Origin of the sequence: Robertmurraya massiliosenegalensis JC6 (genome assembly GCF_000311725.1) — a bacterium.
GTDB lineage: Bacteria > Bacillota > Bacilli > Bacillales > Cytobacillaceae > Robertmurraya > Robertmurraya massiliosenegalensis.
In genome coordinates this window covers 1,084,775-1,108,356 of sequence record NZ_HE978511.1, presented here as the reverse complement: position 1 = coordinate 1,108,356, position 23,582 = coordinate 1,084,775, and the positions used below count along the sequence as shown (strand labels likewise).

Annotated in this window: 12 protein-coding genes and 1 CRISPR repeat array; of the genes, 9 read left to right on the top strand and 3 right to left on the bottom strand. The window is 40.6% G+C overall.

All coding sequences use genetic code 11. The features are described from left to right. The first annotated feature begins 5 nt into the window (after positions 1–5). Together cas2 and BMSHG_RS25755 are read left to right on the top strand one after the other, a co-directional pair. On the top strand, positions 6–296 hold the full coding sequence (cas2, locus tag BMSHG_RS05560; protein ID WP_019153447.1) for a CRISPR-associated endonuclease Cas2: 291 nt from the start codon (positions 6–8) through the stop codon (positions 294–296). Between the two features lie 169 nt (positions 297–465). Continuing rightward, positions 466–12,791: a CRISPR direct-repeat array (repeat unit 32 nt; unit sequence GTCGCACCTTACATAGGTGCGTGGATTGAAAT). A gap of 23 nt (positions 12,792–12,814) precedes the next feature. Beyond that, positions 12,815–13,387: a class I SAM-dependent methyltransferase gene (locus tag BMSHG_RS25755; protein ID WP_262362257.1), complete on the top strand. Its 573-nt coding sequence runs from the start codon at positions 12,815–12,817 to the stop codon at positions 13,385–13,387. 47 nt (positions 13,388–13,434) lie between these two features. Here the strand turns inward: BMSHG_RS25755 and BMSHG_RS05550 are convergent, their stop codons facing one another. Both BMSHG_RS05550 and BMSHG_RS29220 read right to left on the bottom strand, forming a co-directional pair. Then, on the bottom strand, positions 13,435–15,090 hold the full coding sequence (locus BMSHG_RS05550; RefSeq protein ID WP_019153445.1) for an FAD-binding dehydrogenase: 1,656 nt from the start codon (positions 15,088–15,090) through the stop codon (positions 13,435–13,437). A gap of 116 nt (positions 15,091–15,206) precedes the next feature. Next, a complete protein-coding gene (locus BMSHG_RS29220) occupies positions 15,207–15,329 on the bottom strand; it encodes a hypothetical protein (protein ID WP_019153444.1) in 123 nt (40 codons plus the stop codon). A gap of 161 nt (positions 15,330–15,490) precedes the next feature. Between BMSHG_RS29220 and speD the strand changes: the two genes are divergently transcribed. Next, positions 15,491–16,303: an adenosylmethionine decarboxylase gene (gene speD / locus BMSHG_RS05540; protein ID WP_019153443.1), complete on the top strand. Its 813-nt coding sequence runs from the start codon at positions 15,491–15,493 to the stop codon at positions 16,301–16,303. 407 nt (positions 16,304–16,710) lie between these two features. Then, positions 16,711–17,328 (top strand): NUDIX hydrolase, encoded by a 618-nt coding sequence (locus BMSHG_RS05535; RefSeq protein WP_019153442.1) that lies wholly within the window; start codon positions 16,711–16,713, stop codon positions 17,326–17,328. A gap of 416 nt (positions 17,329–17,744) precedes the next feature. Here BMSHG_RS05535 and BMSHG_RS05530 read toward each other — a convergent pair whose 3' ends face one another. Then, the gene (locus BMSHG_RS05530) at positions 17,745–18,578 is read right to left on the bottom strand and encodes an aldo/keto reductase (RefSeq protein ID WP_019153441.1); all 834 of its coding nucleotides are present in this window, start codon (positions 18,576–18,578) and stop codon (positions 17,745–17,747) included. Between the two features lie 105 nt (positions 18,579–18,683). Here BMSHG_RS05530 and BMSHG_RS05525 point away from each other — a divergent pair, with 105 nt between their 5' ends. The 5 genes from BMSHG_RS05525 (at position 18,684) to BMSHG_RS05505 (ending at position 23,407) form a co-directional block, all read left to right on the top strand. Further along, positions 18,684–19,670, top strand: a complete 987-nt coding sequence (locus BMSHG_RS05525; RefSeq protein ID WP_019153440.1) for a Gfo/Idh/MocA family protein — start codon at positions 18,684–18,686, stop codon at positions 19,668–19,670. 76 nt (positions 19,671–19,746) lie between these two features. Continuing rightward, the gene (locus BMSHG_RS05520; protein ID WP_019153439.1) at positions 19,747–20,412 is read left to right on the top strand and encodes a YIP1 family protein; all 666 of its coding nucleotides are present in this window, start codon (positions 19,747–19,749) and stop codon (positions 20,410–20,412) included. Next, positions 20,412–21,533: an efflux RND transporter periplasmic adaptor subunit gene (locus BMSHG_RS05515; protein ID WP_019153438.1), complete on the top strand. Its 1,122-nt coding sequence runs from the start codon at positions 20,412–20,414 to the stop codon at positions 21,531–21,533. The genes BMSHG_RS05520 and BMSHG_RS05515 overlap by 1 nt, the downstream gene beginning before the upstream one ends. Next, positions 21,530–22,207, top strand: coding sequence for an ABC transporter ATP-binding protein (locus tag BMSHG_RS05510; RefSeq protein WP_019153437.1), 678 nt, complete (start codon positions 21,530–21,532; stop codon positions 22,205–22,207). Before BMSHG_RS05515 ends, BMSHG_RS05510 begins: the two co-directional genes overlap by 4 nt. Positions 22,208–22,213: 6 nt before the next feature. After that, positions 22,214–23,407: an ABC transporter permease gene (locus tag BMSHG_RS05505; RefSeq protein WP_019153436.1), complete on the top strand. Its 1,194-nt coding sequence runs from the start codon at positions 22,214–22,216 to the stop codon at positions 23,405–23,407. Positions 23,408–23,582 lie beyond the last annotated feature (175 nt).

Here is a 23,582-nt window from a genome sequence, read left to right as displayed (position 1 = left end):
ATCATTTGCTTGTATTAATAACGTATGATGTTAGTACAGTTAGTGTTGGGGGACAGAGAAGGCTACGAAAAGTTTCAAAGGTATGTCAAAACTATGGTCAACGAGTTCAAAATTCAGTATTTGAATGTGTTTTGGATTCAACACAATTCGAGTCTTTGAAATTTGAGTTGATGGGTATTATTGATGAGAGTACGGATAGCCTTCGATTCTATCGATTAGGGAATAACTATAAAACCAAGGTTCAACATATTGGAATTAAGGAATCACTAGATATAGAGGGTACCATGATTCTATAAGTGCGAATGTGAAGTGTACATGAAATACTAGGAGGATTCGCACTTAATTTCGTTTAGAACTTTTTGTTTATTTAGAATCATTATAAATATTGTCCTTTCATTTAATAAAGGAAATAGTGGTTTTTTTAATAAAAATCTATATATAGTGTTAGTTTGTTAAAAAATCGCTGTCGCACCTTACATAGGTGCGTGGATTGAAATTTGTGCATCTGCCCCTTTTGCTCGGACCGCTTCTCGTCGCACCTTACATAGGTGCGTGGATTGAAATTTCCATCGACCAACCTAAAGAGTTAGCACTAGGGTCGCACCTTACATAGGTGCGTGGATTGAAATGATTAGGATTGCTGGCTCATACGTCTGTGTTAGTAGTCGCACCTTACATAGGTGCGTGGATTGAAATAATCTCTCCTCAATGGATTACCAAGTGACACCATTGTCGCACCTTACATAGGTGCGTGGATTGAAATCGAAAGGTCCAAATCGAAGAAGGAGACAAAGCAGTCGCACCTTACATAGGTGCGTGGATTGAAATATTTGCCCTGACCCTTACAAATACTCTAGCTCAAGTCGCACCTTACATAGGTGCGTGGATTGAAATGGCTACAACAACGGGTGTTAGCGCTGCAGCTACAGGTCGCACCTTACATAGGTGCGTGGATTGAAATAACGGTGGAATGTCATTTGGTAGAAAACTTACTAGTCGCACCTTACATAGGTGCGTGGATTGAAATGGTAAGGATCTACTTGGGATTATCCGGAAAATCCGTCGCACCTTACATAGGTGCGTGGATTGAAATTTTTTCACCGATAAAGTCATATCTTGATATTCAAAAGTCGCACCTTACATAGGTGCGTGGATTGAAATTCCTGCTTGTCGTGCTTTAATGGCATCTTCTAGTCGCACCTTACATAGGTGCGTGGATTGAAATCGTATCTTGCGTAAATGGTGCAAAGTGTAAATCGTCGCACCTTACATAGGTGCGTGGATTGAAATCCATGAAGTCTTTAATCCTTTTTTGCTGGAAGCACGTCGCACCTTACATAGGTGCGTGGATTGAAATTGTTGGAATGTCCATATCAAGCAGAGGTCATTGAAGTCGCACCTTACATAGGTGCGTGGATTGAAATTTTATACGTTCTAGATTCTCTTCAACTTTTGATGTCGCACCTTACATAGGTGCGTGGATTGAAATTTCAGGGCGAAGGTGACGACCAAACGATTTTTGACGCGTCGCACCTTACATAGGTGCGTGGATTGAAATGTCTATGGAGTTGTGTAAGACAAAATCATTTTCGTCGCACCTTACATAGGTGCGTGGATTGAAATATTTTCATAAGTTCGTATGCGTATCGGTTGGATACTGTCGCACCTTACATAGGTGCGTGGATTGAAATTCTTAAGTCATTACCTCGGCACCATAACAGCAACGTCGCACCTTACATAGGTGCGTGGATTGAAATCCCTTCACGGGTTATGAAAAATAAAGTCGGTAAGATGTCGCACCTTACATAGGTGCGTGGATTGAAATTTGGGTTAGTAGCGGCATATGCGGCGTATTCCAGTCGCACCTTACATAGGTGCGTGGATTGAAATAATCGTCCTAATTCGACAGCAAGGGAGGAAATCCGTCGCACCTTACATAGGTGCGTGGATTGAAATTATTAAACAAATTGTAGAAGCTACAGGGATTTCTCGTCGCACCTTACATAGGTGCGTGGATTGAAATACGAAGATCCGCATTATAGATCTAGTGAAGATCGTCGCACCTTACATAGGTGCGTGGATTGAAATCTCTATCCAACTACATTAAATATCGTTGCTTATGTCGCACCTTACATAGGTGCGTGGATTGAAATAAGCTTTAGCTCTTTTTGTTTGAGTTGGTGCTTTTTGTCGCACCTTACATAGGTGCGTGGATTGAAATCTATCTGAACCAGAATAGTCCAAAAGATAAACATGTCGCACCTTACATAGGTGCGTGGATTGAAATTGCTGGTGTGCCCTCAGGTAAAACTATCTCGTTATCGTCGCACCTTACATAGGTGCGTGGATTGAAATTATTTGGTCATAAATTAAGTCAGCTGCTGAACGTGTCGCACCTTACATAGGTGCGTGGATTGAAATTGCTTAGCCACATTACAAAAGCAACAATACCTAATGTCGCACCTTACATAGGTGCGTGGATTGAAATAAATTTAAGCTGTCACGTTCGGTACGTTCATGAAGTCGCACCTTACATAGGTGCGTGGATTGAAATACCGCAAGGTGAAACACGATCCAAAATAGGGGAAACGTCGCACCTTACATAGGTGCGTGGATTGAAATAGTAAATATAGCTAAAACTTCAGTAACAGTAGTAGTCGCACCTTACATAGGTGCGTGGATTGAAATCTTGAATCCTGAGTATATTGTAGATGTTGATTATGTCGCACCTTACATAGGTGCGTGGATTGAAATAATTGAGTAATAACTTGTAAAAGCAGATCAATATCGTCGCACCTTACATAGGTGCGTGGATTGAAATCTTTTAAATCCAATTCTTCAAAACACTTTGAAATAGTCGCACCTTACATAGGTGCGTGGATTGAAATAATTGAGTAATAACTTGTAAAAGCAGATCAATATCGTCGCACCTTACATAGGTGCGTGGATTGAAATTAGATGTCTATGTTTGTTCGAATGATCATGAATGTCGCACCTTACATAGGTGCGTGGATTGAAATCATTGGATTCCTTAAAGACTGAACTTGCACAGATAGGTCGCACCTTACATAGGTGCGTGGATTGAAATAATTGAATCGTTCGATTCCAGCGAGACAAAGCACGTCGCACCTTACATAGGTGCGTGGATTGAAATTCCTATCTCTACAGATATTAATTTGTTAGCTCAGAGTCGCACCTTACATAGGTGCGTGGATTGAAATTTTTCGCAAAAGCATTAGTATTTCGTTATTGATGTCGCACCTTACATAGGTGCGTGGATTGAAATAATCAAAAGACGTAGCAGAAGCAATGAATGTCGCGTCGCACCTTACATAGGTGCGTGGATTGAAATAAGATACACGTTTAAGACCAGGGAGGGATTTCGAGTCGCACCTTACATAGGTGCGTGGATTGAAATTTAGTAAACAATGAACCAGTAACCGACAGCCTAACGTCGCACCTTACATAGGTGCGTGGATTGAAATCATCTGCTTTTCTAACCAATCGAGCGACTACATGTCGCACCTTACATAGGTGCGTGGATTGAAATTTGTGGGGTTGGATTGTCAGGGTCTGGTTCTTTGTCGCACCTTACATAGGTGCGTGGATTGAAATATGCCACCGAGTTAGAATGAGAATAACAATTGCGTCGCACCTTACATAGGTGCGTGGATTGAAATAAGCAAGGCACGTTACTTTATCCTGCCAAACTTGCAGTCGCACCTTACATAGGTGCGTGGATTGAAATGACCACTTACGAATCAACGGTGTCGATGAAGCTATGGTCGCACCTTACATAGGTGCGTGGATTGAAATTCTTTCGTCCTCACGGTCTAGGTTGTGACGGCTATGTCGCACCTTACATAGGTGCGTGGATTGAAATTTAACGAGCGAGATTTAAAAGACCTCATCGATTGTCGCACCTTACATAGGTGCGTGGATTGAAATTCTTTAATTTATTGACGTTGCTACCGTCTTATTGTCGCACCTTACATAGGTGCGTGGATTGAAATTCGGTGGGTATTTAGGATTTTCACTTTGTAAAATGTCGCACCTTACATAGGTGCGTGGATTGAAATTTCTTTTATTTCTTTCTTTTTACGGACCAATGTAGTCGCACCTTACATAGGTGCGTGGATTGAAATTCTGAACATCGTGTCGATTCGAGTTGAGGAATTACGTCGCACCTTACATAGGTGCGTGGATTGAAATAACAACTTTTAGCAAATGTGTATCGTAAAGAGCGTCGCACCTTACATAGGTGCGTGGATTGAAATGAAAGCGTGGAAAGAATTCAGGAACGCTTACAAGTCGCACCTTACATAGGTGCGTGGATTGAAATATTACTGACTCATTAATGATCAATTCTTGCTTGAAGTCGCACCTTACATAGGTGCGTGGATTGAAATTGTGGACTAAACACCGTACGATTTTTCGAATCGAGTCGCACCTTACATAGGTGCGTGGATTGAAATTGACGGTATGCCGTTTGGTCCAGAGTGCCATGGTGTCGCACCTTACATAGGTGCGTGGATTGAAATAAAAATTTAGGGACAATTACGCTAACTACGATCACGTCGCACCTTACATAGGTGCGTGGATTGAAATATGAGTTAGGTCATCCATTCCAGCATGTAGGTTCGTCGCACCTTACATAGGTGCGTGGATTGAAATGTTACAGACTCTGCATTATCAACAAAGATCGGAGGTCGCACCTTACATAGGTGCGTGGATTGAAATACGAGGGAAGAAAAGGTTATTTTACTTGAAGCTAGTCGCACCTTACATAGGTGCGTGGATTGAAATTTCGGTGAGGTAAAGTTCCTCTTCTAGTTTTTCGTGTCGCACCTTACATAGGTGCGTGGATTGAAATACCATTCTGTTGTTTTCCCACTCTTGTCTAACCGTCGCACCTTACATAGGTGCGTGGATTGAAATTCACTTCCAAGACTTTGCACATATTCCGGTTGCGGGTCGCACCTTACATAGGTGCGTGGATTGAAATAGGAAAGTTGGGGCAAGGTCAGTATAAAGTCCATTGTCGCACCTTACATAGGTGCGTGGATTGAAATTATAGACGCAGTGAAACTTAAAGCGCAGAGGTTGTCGCACCTTACATAGGTGCGTGGATTGAAATAAACACATTAAACATGTTCCAGTAAACCTGATATAGTCGCACCTTACATAGGTGCGTGGATTGAAATTCCACATAATCGGCTCTTTATAAAGGGCGTCAATCGTCGCACCTTACATAGGTGCGTGGATTGAAATCTCCTGGATGCGAGTCTTTAACTGGTAAACCTTGTCGCACCTTACATAGGTGCGTGGATTGAAATACCGAGTTGTTTCGATGTTAGTTTATTTCTTTTCCGTCGCACCTTACATAGGTGCGTGGATTGAAATACCTAATAAATAATCTGTTGATACGTCAAAAAAATGTCGCACCTTACATAGGTGCGTGGATTGAAATAGAACAAACCCAGTAAACTCTTGCCCCCTACTAGTCGCACCTTACATAGGTGCGTGGATTGAAATCTCGGCTAAAGCTCCAGCATGTTTCGCTAAAGCGTCGCACCTTACATAGGTGCGTGGATTGAAATGTCGAAGCCTTAACAACAAGCCTGCACGCATCATGTCGCACCTTACATAGGTGCGTGGATTGAAATTCGACCCACCAAGCACTTTTTATCGATTTTCCTTTGTCGCACCTTACATAGGTGCGTGGATTGAAATTTTATTGGTGCAATTCGTCCAGTACAGCAAATTCAGCGTCGCACCTTACATAGGTGCGTGGATTGAAATTCCAGTAAAGCTTTCTGTCACCATGACCTCCATGTCGCACCTTACATAGGTGCGTGGATTGAAATCTCCTGGATGCGAGTCTTTAACTGGTAAACCTTGTCGCACCTTACATAGGTGCGTGGATTGAAATACCGAGTTGTTTCGATGTTAGTTTATTTCTTTTCCGTCGCACCTTACATAGGTGCGTGGATTGAAATACCTAATAAATAATCTGTTGATACGTCAAAAAAATGTCGCACCTTACATAGGTGCGTGGATTGAAATAGAACAAACCCAGTAAACTCTTGCCCCCTACTAGTCGCACCTTACATAGGTGCGTGGATTGAAATAGCAAGTTGATTCCTTACAGAATTAAATTCATTTAGTCGCACCTTACATAGGTGCGTGGATTGAAATTCTTCAATCATCCCTAGCTGCTACGAATAAATCATGTCGCACCTTACATAGGTGCGTGGATTGAAATTAGCTGCAAGCGGTCAAACACTATATAAGCTTGTGTCGCACCTTACATAGGTGCGTGGATTGAAATCACCTACGACCCATTGCGTATAATCGTCAGTCCGTGTCGCACCTTACATAGGTGCGTGGATTGAAATATCACTCATACCCTCTAATTCAGGTACGGCTTGCTGTCGCACCTTACATAGGTGCGTGGATTGAAATTCCATACCACCACATTTATGAAGTCTGCTTCACGTTGTCGCACCTTACATAGGTGCGTGGATTGAAATGGGAATATTATAATCATCGGCTGACGAATATCACCGTCGCACCTTACATAGGTGCGTGGATTGAAATCCCATGTAAGTATGACGAGCGATAATCTTATATACGTCGCACCTTACATAGGTGCGTGGATTGAAATTCCAATCTTAATCACCACCTAAAATGCATTCTTGTCGCACCTTACATAGGTGCGTGGATTGAAATCTTATACAATTTATCAAGTTGTTCATCCGTTAAACGTCGCACCTTACATAGGTGCGTGGATTGAAATCGGTATTGGAATGTCGGGAATAACCTCAAATCGTGTCGCACCTTACATAGGTGCGTGGATTGAAATTTAGCTCATTTACAAGAAGTGTTGCCAGAAGTATAGTCGCACCTTACATAGGTGCGTGGATTGAAATTCCTTTCGTATAAAAGAAATCTAAGAAGGGGCTAGTCGCACCTTACATAGGTGCGTGGATTGAAATAAATTTTGATAAAATAAATTCTTATCCTTTATTGTCGCACCTTACATAGGTGCGTGGATTGAAATTCCCATTTACTCAACCTCCCAATACAAAAATAAAGAGGTCGCACCTTACATAGGTGCGTGGATTGAAATGCTTACTAATGAGCGTGAACGAGCCTATATTTTTGTCGCACCTTACATAGGTGCGTGGATTGAAATACTTACTCTTGTGTTTACTTCTGAATAATATCCGTCGCACCTTACATAGGTGCGTGGATTGAAATTTCTTTAAGTCTGTCTATTTCGTCAAAGGGAATAAGGTCGCACCTTACATAGGTGCGTGGATTGAAATAGGCACAACAATACCACTAGCAAAATGAAAAGTGTCGCACCTTACATAGGTGCGTGGATTGAAATAAACATTCCACCTTTATGACTACCTGAGTTGTAGTCGCACCTTACATAGGTGCGTGGATTGAAATTTGTCTAATAACACTTTTATCAACAATACCACCGTCGCACCTTACATAGGTGCGTGGATTGAAATTTTGCCCAAATCATATAATTTAACAGCAAACATGTCGCACCTTACATAGGTGCGTGGATTGAAATAGCATTCCTCCAAAATTGTTCTTGCAAGTCTTTGTCGCACCTTACATAGGTGCGTGGATTGAAATAATAATTACCTTTATAGCGTTTTTATCAAACTCGGTCGCACCTTACATAGGTGCGTGGATTGAAATACTAAATCCCGTTGGAATGTATTGAGCAGGTGTTTGTCGCACCTTACATAGGTGCGTGGATTGAAATTGAATCTGGTTTGTAAGCAACTTCATGTATCCAGCGTCGCACCTTACATAGGTGCGTGGATTGAAATATATAATCACCTCATATCAATTGTACATTATATAGGTCGCACCTTACATAGGTGCGTGGATTGAAATTTTTAGTTATGTAAAACTCATAAATTGCCACTAGTGTCGCACCTTACATAGGTGCGTGGATTGAAATTATTATTGTTTCTACTGATGATGTCCCCTTAGTACCGTCGCACCTTACATAGGTGCGTGGATTGAAATCAATCTAGACTTAGACCCACTAACATCCGCCACCGCGTCGCACCTTACATAGGTGCGTGGATTGAAATTTTGCGTCAGATTCTATATTTAATGCTTTAAACAAAGTCGCACCTTACATAGGTGCGTGGATTGAAATTGTTATGGCACCTGCATCTAATAGGTCTTTATAGTCGCACCTTACATAGGTGCGTGGATTGAAATACTTTGTACCCAAGTTCAGGTAATTCCTTTAAGTCGCACCTTACATAGGTGCGTGGATTGAAATATTTATTCGGGCCAACTGACTTCGAGTGATCAGCTGGTCGCACCTTACATAGGTGCGTGGATTGAAATCAGAGTTAGATGAAGCAGATAAACGGAAGAATGCAGTGTCGCACCTTACATAGGTGCGTGGATTGAAATTTGATTGAAGGATGGGCTAGAGACGGTCTTACGGAGTCGCACCTTACATAGGTGCGTGGATTGAAATTAGCGAATCTCTTACTGGAACAGCAGAAACGAAGAGTCGCACCTTACATAGGTGCGTGGATTGAAATAAACATACTCTCACCCTTTCAATCTTCTACGGAGTCGCACCTTACATAGGTGCGTGGATTGAAATAGCAAAATAAAAAGAGGTCCGGCAGATACTCCGAGTCGCACCTTACATAGGTGCGTGGATTGAAATACTTAAGGACTTATTAGCTGAAGCTGAAGTTAAGAACGTCGCACCTTACATAGGTGCGTGGATTGAAATGATATTGCCTATAACTAATACTCTTGATGGCTGCTTGTCGCACCTTACATAGGTGCGTGGATTGAAATTTCTATTCAACAAATCCTACCTTGTGTTTACTTGTCGCACCTTACATAGGTGCGTGGATTGAAATTCCAAATGCATCTCTTACATTTCTCCATGTCTTTTGGTCGCACCTTACATAGGTGCGTGGATTGAAATCTCTAATACAGTTAACAAACCGTATTTATGACCGGTCGCACCTTACATAGGTGCGTGGATTGAAATTTTTCTGCGGTATCCGTATGTAAAACGCCATATAACGTCGCACCTTACATAGGTGCGTGGATTGAAATAAACTGCACTTTCCAAATCGGTACTAAGTTGTCTGTCGCACCTTACATAGGTGCGTGGATTGAAATAAATGGATTGTTGTTATGTAATGACTGTCACAAGTCGCACCTTACATAGGTGCGTGGATTGAAATCAACTCGATACTGAATATAATCTTCTGTATCGTTGTCGCACCTTACATAGGTGCGTGGATTGAAATGGAAAATTATTTAGTGTTATATGGTCCGTTATCGTCGCACCTTACATAGGTGCGTGGATTGAAATCGTTTTCGTATGCAGTGTATGTAACACGAGCAACGTCGCACCTTACATAGGTGCGTGGATTGAAATTTCCATGATGGTATCGAATAATCCTTGAGCATAACCGTCGCACCTTACATAGGTGCGTGGATTGAAATTCTTACAGCAGTTCGTTTGAAAAAGAAAAAAGAGGTCGCACCTTACATAGGTGCGTGGATTGAAATAATAACACCGAGCTTATAATTAGCTTCGATCAACGTCGCACCTTACATAGGTGCGTGGATTGAAATTACAATCGATTTTTGTAATAATGAAAGAACCTCGTCGCACCTTACATAGGTGCGTGGATTGAAATTACCACGAGTAGGGTAGAGCGACAAGAACTTTTGGTCGCACCTTACATAGGTGCGTGGATTGAAATATCTACTTTCCACCTCGTTTACAGAAGGCATGTTTTGTCGCACCTTACATAGGTGCGTGGATTGAAATAAGAAGATAAAGATGGGTATTTCAGAGTCAATCTGTCGCACCTTACATAGGTGCGTGGATTGAAATGTCCTCAATCCTCATGCAAAATTCACGGTTTACGATGTCGCACCTTACATAGGTGCGTGGATTGAAATAGTTTACTCACCCTCGTTCCCTCCTTCCTTTTCTGTCGCACCTTACATAGGTGCGTGGATTGAAATACATCAAAACTATGTATACTATTATCCATTAATGTCGCACCTTACATAGGTGCGTGGATTGAAATGTCTAATGTAATAAGGAGAATGTGAGTGATGTAAACGTCGCACCTTACATAGGTGCGTGGATTGAAATTTACCGAGTGAGAGGGGATTACAAGAAGTATTCGGTCGCACCTTACATAGGTGCGTGGATTGAAATGATTATAAGGATGAGAGGAAACAAGTGTATGAAGTGTCGCACCTTACATAGGTGCGTGGATTGAAATAAATTACGTTCATAGGTACGGTTAAACCTATTAAGGGTCGCACCTTACATAGGTGCGTGGATTGAAATATCAATACTGGATTCAATCTTATCAGGGTTCCCAAAGTCGCACCTTACATAGGTGCGTGGATTGAAATCAGACCACGCAAGCACCTGAAGCTCTTGCAGCTTGTCGCACCTTACATAGGTGCGTGGATTGAAATAGTAAAATAATCATCAGGATTAATGGATAAATCGTCGCACCTTACATAGGTGCGTGGATTGAAATGCTCTCGATGGCTCTGAGTGTTCCATCCTCAAGCACGTCGCACCTTACATAGGTGCGTGGATTGAAATGCTCTCGATGGCTCTGAGTGTTCCATCCTCAAGCACGTCGCACCTTACATAGGTGCGTGGATTGAAATGCAAAGGTCTTTTTGATTAGTGCCACCACAAGGTCGCACCTTACATAGGTGCGTGGATTGAAATTTTAGGACGTCTGGCAAAACCGACAGCCAAAATGCGTCGCACCTTACATAGGTGCGTGGATTGAAATTTAGCTGTATACGAAATCACTTGAGACACTCCTATGTCGCACCTTACATAGGTGCGTGGATTGAAATTAAATCCGCAAAATCAAAATCAAACTTTTTATCGTCGCACCTTACATAGGTGCGTGGATTGAAATGGTCGTGGTTAGATTCGCAAGAAGATGGGGCTATGCTGTCGCACCTTACATAGGTGCGTGGATTGAAATCATCTGCTCCCTTGCGAGATAATAGCCCCCAATAATGTCGCACCTTACATAGGTGCGTGGATTGAAATACTTCAAAACTATTTAACAAAATGTATTGAGGATGTCGCACCTTACATAGGTGCGTGGATTGAAATTTGGAAGGTTTGATATTGATGTGTATACCGAGTTGGGTCGCACCTTACATAGGTGCGTGGATTGAAATTAAAGATGAGTACTATGTACTTTGAGGATGCAACGTCGCACCTTACATAGGTGCGTGGATTGAAATTTTCAACTGCAACAATATCAGATAGCGAATACTGTCGCACCTTACATAGGTGCGTGGATTGAAATACCAATTCCAGCAAATTCATCGATGATTGTATCATCGTCGCACCTTACATAGGTGCGTGGATTGAAATTAGGCTCCTGGTCCTTACTCCAAAACTTAAACCCGTGTCGCACCTTACATAGGTGCGTGGATTGAAATACCACCACTTACTTTCTTATCTAAGGCCATCTTGAGTCGCACCTTACATAGGTGCGTGGATTGAAATAGTAACTTCAATCGGATCACCTTTAAGTAGTTTTAAGTCGCACCTTACATAGGTGCGTGGATTGAAATGCCATCCATCCGCTCGACTCGCAACTGATTGCGAGTCGCACCTTACATAGGTGCGTGGATTGAAATACGCGCTTTCCTTCGCGAATGTTATTACTTCCGGTCGCACCTTACATAGGTGCGTGGATTGAAATGCTATATTCCATTTCGGTCAGCTCTCGGTCTACGAGTCGCACCTTACATAGGTGCGTGGATTGAAATTAAATTCACAGAAAGCTATTTTGTGGAATTGCTATCTGTCGCACCTTACATAGGTGCGTGGATTGAAATTATTGCTTTCGATAATACATGGAATAACCCATTAGGGTCGCACCTTACATAGGTGCGTGGATTGAAATTCTTTTAATTCCAAAAGGGTATTATGTTCGTCTACGTCGCACCTTACATAGGTGCGTGGATTGAAATGGACTTGTTGTTACATCCGTCTACGATAAAAGCGGTCGCACCTTACATAGGTGCGTGGATTGAAATGATTGCTAGATTCGAAGTGTATACGGTCGGCAGGTCGCACCTTACATAGGTGAGTGGATTGAAATGTATATTTTATGAAGCACGCGCCACATTTTCGCGTCGCACCTTACATAGGTGCGTGGATTGAAATATTGTCGTGGACCCGGCGTACATTAGCGATCATCGTGTCGCACCTTACATAGGTGCGTGGATTGAAATTCTGTCAAATGCTCGTAATTGCCCTTCTGGACCGTCGCACCTTACATAGGTGCGTGGATTGAAATCAGTACCGTTCCCGAATACTTGTTGAGCGAATAGATGTCGCACCTTACATAGGTGCGTGGATTGAAATCGTTTGTACTTTGCTAAATCCAATACGGTCACGGGTCGCACCTTACATAGGTGCGTGGATTGAAATCGCAAAGTGGAGCATGTTCAATGCGTATATAGTGTCGCACCTTACATAGGTGCGTGGATTGAAATTGATGTATTCCCTTTTGAAAGGAGACTCATCTATCGTCGCACCTTACATAGGTGCGTGGATTGAAATTATCAGCCATTAAATTCAAAACAAGATTTTCACGTCGCACCTTACATAGGTGCGTGGATTGAAATGCTTTTAGCACTAACAGTTTCCGCATAATCCTTGTCGTCGCACCTTACATAGGTGCGTGGATTGAAATCGCAGAACGCATAATCGCACCACCTGGACCCAACGGATCTAACAAAAGAAATGTTGGAAAATACAGCGAATCATCTAAGAACACAATATCCAAATATATTCTATGTACTGGCAGATGCGGAGTCACTTCCTTTTATGGATGAATCATTTGATATAGTGACGTGTCGGATTGCCCCACATCATTTTCCGAATCCAGATGATTTTATCCGTGAGGTAAGTAGAATGCTTAAGCCAGACGGAAAGTTTATTCTAATAGATAATATTGCCCCAGAGGATACGAAAAAGGGTGCATTTATGAATGAAGTAGAGAAATCAAGAGATGTTAGTCATGTCCGTTGTCTATCTATGTCAGAGTGGCAAAAACTTTTACAAAGCAATGCTCTAGAAGAAGTTCAATCCCGAGAAAGAAAAAAGAAATTTATATTTCCAGAATGGGTTAAGGTGACTACTAAAAGCCAGGAGCAAAGGGATGAGGTAGAAAAACTATTGTTAAATGCATCTGAGGAGATTAAAGAGTACTTCTCCATCGAAATAGCCGATGGTAAAGTCCAATCCCATCAAATTGATGAGTGGATGGTTCTCTGCAAAAAAGAATAGTCAGAATAAATCCCTCTCACATGAAGTGAGAGGGATTTTGTGTTTAATTAATCTAATTCCTTCAAAAGCGCACGTCCAGCTTGTCTCCCTGTAAAAAGACAGCCACCCACAAACGTACCTTCTAGCGAGCGATAGCCATGGATGCCACCGCCGCCAAATCCAGAGACTTCTCCGGCTGCATAGAGACCTGAAACAGGGTTTCCATCTTCAGCTAACACTCGTCCAGAGAGGTCGGTTTGCAAGCCACCGAGTGTTTTCCGACTGACAATATTTAAGCGAACTGCAATTAGCGGACCATTTTTCGGGTCTAAAAGTTTATGGGGCTTTGCCACGCGGATGAGCTTATCTCCAATATAATTACGCGCTCCTCGCATAGCGGTAATTTGTAAATCTTTGGTAAAGGTATTATCCATTTCCCGGTCTCGTGCTACGAGCTGTCTTTCGATATATGAGAGATCAAGTAAATTCTCTCCTGTAATTTTATTCATTCCTTCTACTAATTCAGGTAGCGAGTGGGCGATGACGAAATCTTCCCCTTTGTCCATGAAGGCTTTAACAGGTGATGTCGGTCCTGGAAGAATGCGCGATAACACTTTCTTAATACTTTTTCCAGTCAAATCCGGATTTTGTTCTGAACCAGAAAGGGCAAACTCTTTTTCAATAATTTTTTCGGTTAAAATGAACCAAGAATAATCATAGCCAGACTGTTGTATTGCTTCGAGCGTGCCTAATGTATCGAATCCTGGAAAAATAGGTGTAGGGAAGCGATTTCCTTTTGCATCTAACCAAATTGATGAAGGACCTGGAAGAATACGAATTCCATGATTTGGCCAGACAGGATTCCAATTCTTTATTCCTTCTGTGTAATGCCACATCCGGTCGTGATTGACAATTCTTCCACCAACTTGTTCGGTAATGGCAAGCATTCGTCCGTCAACATGGGCTGGGACTCCGGAAATCATGTTTTTCGGAGCTTCTCCTAAACGAGAAGGCCAATTTTTCCGAATGAGCTCGAAGTTGCCGCCAATTCCACCGCTTGAAACTAATACAGCTTTACCATGAAATTCGAAATCTCCCACCACTTCTCGGGAGCTTTCTTCTCCACGTGCTGCATCGCTCGGCGTAAGAACATCACCTTTTACTCCGATTACAGCTCCATTCTCTGTTATCAGATCATTTACTCGGTGTCGTGGTCGATAATCAATAAGTCCATTAGCAATTCCTCTTCTTACTCTTTCTTCAAAAGGCTTAACAATTCCAGGACCAGTACCCCAGACAATATGAAAGCGAGGAACTGAGTTACCATGTCCGTCGGCTAAATATCCACCACGTTCGGCCCAACCGACAACTGGAAAAAAACGAACGCCCATTTGATGCAGCCATTCTCTTTTTTCACCTGCAGCGAAATCAACATAAGCTTCAGCCCATTTTTTCCCCCAATAGTCTTCATCATCTTCTCGATCAAAACCAGCAGTGCCGAGCCAATCTTGCCACGCTAACTCCTTAGAATCCTTAATTCCCATTCTCCTTTGCTCAGGCGAATCCACTAAGAATAGTCCTCCGAAGGACCACCAAGCTTGTCCTCCTAGTGAGCTTTCTGGTTCTTGATCTAGGAGGAGAACTTTTTTTCCTGCTTCAGCTAATTCAGATGTAGCAACTAAACCTGCCAACCCAGCCCCAACAACAATCACATCGTATTTCAATGCTTTTCCCCCTGTTTCTCGTATTAATGGTATACATTCCATACGTGGCAATTGATTTCCTTCTTAAGGCATGGGAAAATCAAAAAGACCCTTTAGAATAGGGTCCTAAGGAAATGTTATTCTTTTAAATCCTTCTTCGTCTTTTCACTACGAATAGTAATGTCCTTGGAGAATTCTGTCTCATTTTTCTTGTTTGGATATTTATTTTTTCGTTCGCGGTTATCGTTCCGATTGGTCATCAATCTCATCCTTTCATTTATTTTCGTTATATTTTGCGCTGTTATTGGTTAAATTATCATGATTGAAATGATTTCCTTCCTATTTTTTTACGCATAATATTGTCATTTCAAAAAAATATAAGAACATGGAACTTTTTCATAAACGTAAAGGGGATTTGGCCATGAACCTAACACCGAAGCAAATTGTGCAGCTACATGGATTTAATAATTTAACGAAATCATTGAGTTTTAATATGTATGATATTTGTTACACGAAAACGAGAGAGGAAAGAGAGGCCTATCTTGAATATATCGACGAGGTGTATAATGCGGAGCGCCTGACAAACATCTTATCAAATGTGGCTGAAATCATTGGGGCCCATATTCTAAACGTAGCGAAACAGGATTATATTCCTCAAGGAGCGAGCGTGACGATCCTTGTTTCAGAAGGTCCTGTTGATGAAGCTGAAACGGAAGCGTTCGAAGAATCTCCAGGTCCGATTCCTGGCTCTGTAGTAGCACAAATGGATAAAAGCCATATTACCGTTCATACTTATCCTGAGTCACATCCGGATGAGGGGATTAGCACATTCCGCGCTGATATCGATGTGTCCACCTGTGGGGAGATTTCTCCGTTAAAGGCGTTGAATTATCTCATTCATTCTTTTGAAACAGATGTGATGACGATGGATTATCGAGTAAGAGGTTTCACAAGAGATATTACCGGGCATAAGCTTTTTATCGACCATGAAATCAATTCAATTCAAAATTACATTCCCGATGAAGTGAAGAAACTCTATCATATGATTGATGTGAATGTTTATCAAGATAATATCTTTCATACAAAATGTAAGCTAAAGGAATTTGATTTGGCGAACTATCTGTTTCATCAATCGAAGGCAGACTTATCAGTCGAAGAAGAGGAACAAATCACAGAAAAGCTCGTGATAGAAATGGATGAGATTTTTTACGGAACCAATATAACCGATGATTAATTTATACATTCCCTCGACTTGTGGAAAAGTGTTCGTATAAATAATAGGAATAACGGTATGAAAAAATAACAGGAAAAATTCCGCTTAATGAGCAACCATCATGAAAAAATGCCGAAATAACAGGAAAAATTCCTGCTATTCCCTCGATAAATACCAAAATTAACGATTTTGCCTTCCATAAGCGGAAAATCTTCCGTTATTTTCCTAAAAAGGGACTCCTTTGAAGAGATAACAGGAAAAACTCCGCTTAAGGGTGAGAGATTTTGGATCAAAGAATTAGTCAAACTGGAAGCTTCCTACATATTGTAGGAGCTTTTTTCTTAATTTTAAAGTAAATCAGGCTTTATGATTGTTAGTCGTAGAGGCTATAATAGAGATAATATCGTAAAAGATGCAAAGGGGGATATATGGATAAACATAAACTTAATGATATTTTCCAAGACCGTAAGCCTGGGATTTTAGGAAGAGACAAATATTCAAATTATGCCGTTTTACTCCCCATCATTGAAAAAAATAATGAGCTCCATGTTTTATTTGAAGTCCGCTCTTATGAGATGAGAAGACAACCTGGAGAAATCTGTTTTCCAGGCGGAAGAGTGGACCCGAGTGATCCCTCAGAAAGACATACAGCGATTCGAGAAACCTCAGAAGAATTAGGAATTGAAGAGACCAGTATTGAAAAAGTCTTTCCTCTAGACTTTGTGGTCAATCCTTTTGGTAGCACGATTTATCCGTTTGTTGGCTTCCTTAAAGATGCTACTCCATTCTCTATTAATAAAGCAGAAGTTGCAGAAATATTCACTGTCCCACTATCTTTTCTACAAAAGGTTGAACCTGATATTTATCACATTCATTTTAAGCCTGTACCTGAGGAATCCTTTCCTTACGAGAAAATCGTAGGTGGAGAAAAATATAAGTGGCAAATTCGGGGGATGGAGGAGCACTTTTATTATTTTGAAGATAAAGTCATTTGGGGATTAACTGCTAGAATTCTATCTCATTTTTTAACATTAATAAGAGAGTAACCGATGAATGGGTTACTCTCTTATTTGTAATTATTTTAAATAAATATTGACTTTAATTTCTAGATTGGTATAATTCTAATTAAGATATAAAATCAATCTAATTTAGCACATGGAAAATTTTAGTTCAAAGGAGTTGAACATTGTGGTCAAAAAAATTTGTGATACTTGTCACCAAGAAATGGTTCAGCTAAAGCATTCAAGTATTTGTGCCTGTGGACGTAAATTATTGACGGTTAAGAAATAATAAAGATTCTATAATCTAAAAAGAAAATCTTTATTTGTACTGGCAGCAATAGAAAAGAGAATTTCATTTTATCCATGGAATTATCTCACATAAATATTAGGCATTAGGATTATTCCACAATCCGTATGAAAACAGTCTAGTAGAAAGAAAACCTTAGCAATCTCGCTAAGGTTTATTTTTGATCTAAATCATTTGGATTCTTGCCCACTCGATCATTTTTGTTTAATGAACTAATTTGCTTCATTTCCTCAGAAGTTAGCTCAAAATCAAAAATATCGGCGTTTTCTTTTAGACGTTCTACATTGGATGATTTCGGAATCGTGATCACCTCTGTTTGCAGATCCCATCGTAAAATAATTTGTGCAGGTGTTTTGCTGTATTTTTGCCCAATTTCAATCAGTACAGGCTCATCTAATAAGATTCCACGTTTAAGAGGCGACCAAGCTTCTAATAGAATCCCTTCTTTTTTACAAAAAGCATGCACTTCTTCCTGTGTTAAATGCGGATGATATTCGATCTGATTAACCATCGGTTTAATCTCTGCGTCCTTCATTAAATCTTGCAGATGATGCACGTGGAAATTACTGACTCCAATCGCTCTTACACGACCTTCTCTATAGAGCTTCTCGAGAGCTTTCCATGTCTCTTTAAATTTTCTTGCGACTGGCCAATGGATGAGATAGAGATCTAAATAGTCCATACCAAGTCTTTTTAAACTATTGTCAAAAGCTTCTAATGTTTCTTCATAGCCTTGCTCATCATTCCAAACCTTTGAGGTTACGAAAATATCTTCACGTGAAATCCCTGAGTCCCGGATTCCTTTTCCAACTCCTTCTTCATTTTGATAGAAAGAAGCGGTGTCGATATGTCGATATCCGTGTTTTAAAGCAGCAGATACGACCTCGACAATTTCAGATTGATCTGTCACCTTATAAACACCTAATCCAAACCAAGGCATATGTACTCCATTATGTAATGCAACTGTGCTTTGTAGATCTTTAACCACGATTTCTCTCCTCCTAAATAGAACCCGAATACTATTATTTTCTCATATTCTTCTTTTCAGTTACAATAAATGGGCATACATAGAGAAAAAAAGGAGGATTTTTTTATGATCCGTTTTGGAGTAATAGGTACGAATTGGATTACAGATTCATTTATAAGTGCAGCAAGTCAACATCCAGAATTTAAGCTTGTGGCAGTATATTCAAGGACAGCAGAAAGAGCGAGGGAGTTTGCCGGGAAATATGGCGTTGACCTTATCTTTACCAATCTTGAAGAAATGGCAAAGAGTGAGGAGCTAGATGCCGTCTATATTGCAAGCCCAAATTCTTTCCATGCTGAGCAAGCGATCCACTTGATGGAACACAAAAAGCATGTTCTTTGTGAAAAACCAATGGCATCCAATACTAGGGAACTTGAACAAATGATCGCAACTGCGAAAAAACAAAATGTGCTGTTAATGGAAGCATTAAAAACGACTTTCTTGCCGAATTTTCAAGAGGTGAAAAAGAATTTGCAAAAAATAGGGCCAGTCAGACGATATGTTGCAAGCTATTGCCAGTATTCTTCTCGCTATGACGCCTATAAAGAAGGCACAATCCTTAATGCATTTAAGCCAGAGTTTTCAAACGGTTCTCTTGTGGATATTGGAGTTTATTGTCTCTACCCAGCTGTTTATTTATTTGGAAAGCCGAATGAAGTAAAGGCAAGTGGCCTCATACTCGAGACGGGTGTGGATGCAGAAGGAAGCTTAATTTTACAATACGATGATAAGGATGTTGTCATTCTTTTTTCTAAAATAACGAATTCCTATTTGCCTTCCGAAGTACAAGGAGAAGAAGGAAGCATTGTTTTAGATAAGCTTAATCCACCAGAGGATGTAAAAATACGCTATCGTGATGGGCGTATAGAAGATATTGCTGTCGAACAATCCAATCATCCGATGTACTATGAAACGAAGGAATTTATTGAGCTTTTAAATAGCGGAAAATATCAATCAAGCATTAATTCGTTTGAGACATCACAACTGGTGATGGAAATTCTCGATGAAGCAAGAAAGCAAATGGGAGTCGTCTATCCTAGCGATTTAAATTAATAAATATATGAAACTTTTTCCAAAACACCTCGTAAAAGTTGTTAAGAACAAATAATTTTTATAGGGGTGTTTGATTATGGAAAAAGAGATTAGTTCAAGTAAAGGTGGAAAGCCTTCTCTAGTTGGGATGTTTTGGAGCCCGGGTGAACAGCTTGGGAAAATACGTGAAAATCCACGTATTTGGGGAGCTTTAGGCATTATTACGCTTCTTTACATCATTGGTTCAGCAATTTTGGCCACAAACCTCACAGCCCAAGATCTTGTTGTTCCAGGTATTTCACTTGAAGATGCAGAACAAATCTTAGGTTTTACAAAAGCGCTAACCGTTGTATCCGTATTTATAGTCGCCTTATTAGGGATCCTTATCTCTGCTGTTATTCATTTAATCATTGTTAAAATCGCCGGTAAAAATGTGACATTTAAACAGCTCTTCTCTATGAATACGTATATTGCGTTAATTGGAGCTGTAGGAATGCTTTTGAATACACTTATTCAAATAAGCATTAATGGAGATCCAAGCATTTATGTGACAAGTCTAGGAAGTTTATTTAATAGTGATTCTCCTATACTTGCATCATTCGAAGTATTTTCAATCTGGCAATTAATTTTAACTGCTATTGGATTGTATAAAGTGGGTCAATTATCAAAAACGGCTTCATGGATCATCGCCATTATCTTCTTTGCTATTTCGTTGGGCTTTGCTCTACTTGGAGTGGCGCTTGAAGGGATAACGGGACTGTAATGAAAAAGAAAATCTGGATTGGCATAGGTGTTGCCGCTTTAATCATCATAATGATAGGGGTAAGTGCTTATCGAACTGCTTTTGCTAAGCCACTTGCCGTCGAGGTAATGGAAGTGAAACAAGAAAAAATTTCTTCCACCTTAATGGTGCCAGGGACTTTAGAGCTTCAGGAGGAACAAAATGTATTTCCTTCTCCAGAACTTGGCAAGGTCGAAGAAATTCTCGTAGAAGTTGGACAACAGGTTAAAAAAGGCGATGTTCTAGTCAGATTTGATGATTCTCAACTGGTTCTCGAAATCGAACAGAATAAAATATCTGTTGAATCTGGATATTTGCGGATCAATCAACTACAAAAGCAAAAGGAGCATCTTGATAGTAGGAAAAAAGATCTTTCTGAACAAATCGGTAAAAAAGAAGCAGAAAAGCAATTGGCTGCCGAATATGACCAAAATGAAATGGAATTAAGGCTAGCGAATTTGGATTTGAAGCAAACTCTTTTACAAAAAGAAGCACTTGAAGAAAGAGTAAAAGATTTTGAACTTATAAGTTTGGTAGAGGGTACAGTTTTAGCGGTAAATGAGAATGCAACAGAACTTGTAACAGAAGTGCAGGAGCCGCTTGTCCAAGTTGGTAGCTTACATAGTATGATCGCCACTGGTTCTTTATCAGAGTATGATGTGTTAAAGGTGAGCAATGGACAAAAGGTTACGATAAAATCAGATGTTCTCCCAAATGAAGAATGGCAGGGGGAAATCATAGATGTGGCAAGTGTTCCACAGAATACGGGGTTGGCAAACCCGATGGAGAATCAAGCAGTACAGTTTCCGATTATCGTTCAGATCAACGATGGAATACAACTTAAACCAGGCTTCCAACTGATTATGGAAATTGAAACCGAAGAAAAAGAAGGATTGGTTATTTTCTCTGAAGCGGTTGTCTATGAGGATGATAAATCATTTGTTTATCTAGTAAATGATGGCATTGCCCATAAACAAGAGATTGAAATTGGCCTTACATCTGGTGAACGAATGGAAGTCGTAGAAGGTCTTAAAGCTGAAGATACGATTGTATTGAACCCGTCAGATAAAGTGAGTGATGGGATGGAAGTGACGCTCGAATGATTGAGTTAAGGGATGTGACAAAATCGTATACAGTCGGGAAGGAACAAATGGATGTATTGAAATCGATCCGACTAACGATTGAGGAAGGCGAATTCACAGCAATTATGGGGCCATCAGGATCCGGAAAGTCGACTTTAATGAATATCATTGGTTGTCTGGATAAGCAAACAAGTGGACAGTATTTGCTAAACGGTGAAAATATCTCCGATTATGAGGATACCGCTTTGGCACGGGTTCGAAATCAATCGATCGGTTTTGTGTTTCAACAATTTCAATTATTGCCAAGGTTAACGGCTCTCCGCAATGTAGAATTGCCCATGATCTATAGTGGAATTGGGAAAAAAGAGAGGCTTGAACGAGCAGCAGAGGCCCTCCGGAAAGTCGGTCTTAGCGACAGGATGGAGCATTTGCCTAACGCTTTATCAGGTGGACAAAAACAACGTGTTGCAATTGCAAGAGCGATCGTTAATCAACCGCAAATCATTTTAGCAGACGAGCCAACGGGAGCGCTTGATACGAAGACAAGTGTGTCGATCATGGAACAATTTGTTAAGCTAAATGAGGAAGGTACCACCGTTGTATTAGTAACACATGAACAAGAAGTTGCCGAGTATACGAATCGTACGATCACTGTTCGTGATGGTGCAATTGTTGCCAACGACAGGAGGAGGTAAAAGCTTATGAGTATGATGGAAAATATGAAAATGGCATTAAGCTCATTAAAGGCTCATAAGCTCCGCTCTATTTTGACGATGCTCGGGATCATTATCGGTGTTGGTGCTGTTATTATTGTCGTTGCCATCGGCCAAGGTGGTGAAGCTGTTCTTAAATCACAAATTACAGGGCCAGGAAACACCGTTGAATTATATTACCAACCAAGTGAGGAAGAGATTCAGGCGAACCCAAGCGTGCTTTATGACGCTGCATTTACGAGTGAAGATATTCGAATATTAGAGGCGATTCCAGAAGTGGAGCAAGTGGTTGCATCAAGTTCTGAATATTCGCCTATACGTTATCGGGAGCAAACAGGAGATAGTTCTGTTTTTGGGATTAACCAAGCTTATATGGATCTGAATAATTTAGAAATGGAGAAGGGCCAAGGATTCTCTGAATCAGACTTTAGAAGTGGACGAAGAGCGGCTTTAATCAGCTATTCTTTGCAAGAGAAATTTTTTGAAGGCCAAAATCCGTTAGGGGAAGTCATTCGAATTGATAATCAACCGGTTGAAATTATCGGTGTACTTGCGAAGCCAACTGGTCTTTTTGCTTTTGGCTCAATGGATGTCTATCTGCCTTTTAATACGTGGAAAATGGTTTTCGGAAAAGATGACATCACACAAATGACCCTTCAAGCAATTTCAGCGGATCATATTCAGACCGTTGGGGAAAAAGCGACGTTTCAATTGAATCAGCTTCACAATACAGAGGATTCATATATGGTCATCAATATGGAAGAAATGGCTGAAGGAATCGGGCAAATTACAAGAATTATGACGATCATCATTGGGAGCATTGCTGGAATTTCTTTATTTGTCGGTGGAATTGGGGTTATGAATATTATGCTTGTGTCTGTTACAGAACGGACGCGGGAGATAGGAATACGTATGGCACTAGGAGCAACAAGAAACCAAGTGCTGACACAATTTTTAATCGAAGCGATTATTTTAACGTTAATTGGTGGAATCATTGGAATTCTTCTCGGTTGGGGCGTTTCAAGTATTGTCGCTTTCTTTGCCGGATGGCCTTCACTTATTTCATGGCAGGTGGTCGTTGGCGGGATCGTCTTTTCGATGGTGATCGGAATTATTTTTGGACTACTACCAGCAAACAAAGCCTCAAAGCTTGATCCAATTGAAGCTTTAAGATATGAATAAATTTAAGATTCAGTCTGTTGATAAACTTTAGATAACAGGAGATTTTCCGGTTAACTGGAAAATGAAGTTCGTTTCGGGGAATATAAGGGAAGTTTTTCCGCTTATACAGTGAAAAATCGATTGTTTTTCCGATTTTAGCGCCAATAAGCGGAATTTCTCCGCTTATAATCGTTAT

Excerpts from the sequence above, each read along its gene's own strand:
- speD (WP_019153443.1), top strand. The coding sequence starts at position 15,491 with ATGAACCTAACACCGAAGCAAATTGTGCAGCTACATGGATTTAATAAT.
- BMSHG_RS05510 (WP_019153437.1), top strand. The coding sequence starts at position 21,530 with ATGATTGAGTTAAGGGATGTGACAAAATCGTATACAGTCGGGAAGGAA.
- BMSHG_RS05535 (WP_019153442.1), top strand. The coding sequence starts at position 16,711 with ATGGATAAACATAAACTTAATGATATTTTCCAAGACCGTAAGCCTGGG.
- BMSHG_RS29220 (WP_019153444.1), bottom strand. The coding sequence starts at position 15,329 with ATGACCAATCGGAACGATAACCGCGAACGAAAAAATAAATATCCAAAC.
- BMSHG_RS05525 (WP_019153440.1), top strand. The coding sequence starts at position 18,684 with ATGATCCGTTTTGGAGTAATAGGTACGAATTGGATTACAGATTCATTT.
- BMSHG_RS05520 (WP_019153439.1), top strand. The coding sequence starts at position 19,747 with ATGGAAAAAGAGATTAGTTCAAGTAAAGGTGGAAAGCCTTCTCTAGTT.
- BMSHG_RS05505 (WP_019153436.1), top strand. The coding sequence starts at position 22,214 with ATGAGTATGATGGAAAATATGAAAATGGCATTAAGCTCATTAAAGGCT.
- BMSHG_RS05515 (WP_019153438.1), top strand. The coding sequence starts at position 20,412 with ATGAAAAAGAAAATCTGGATTGGCATAGGTGTTGCCGCTTTAATCATC.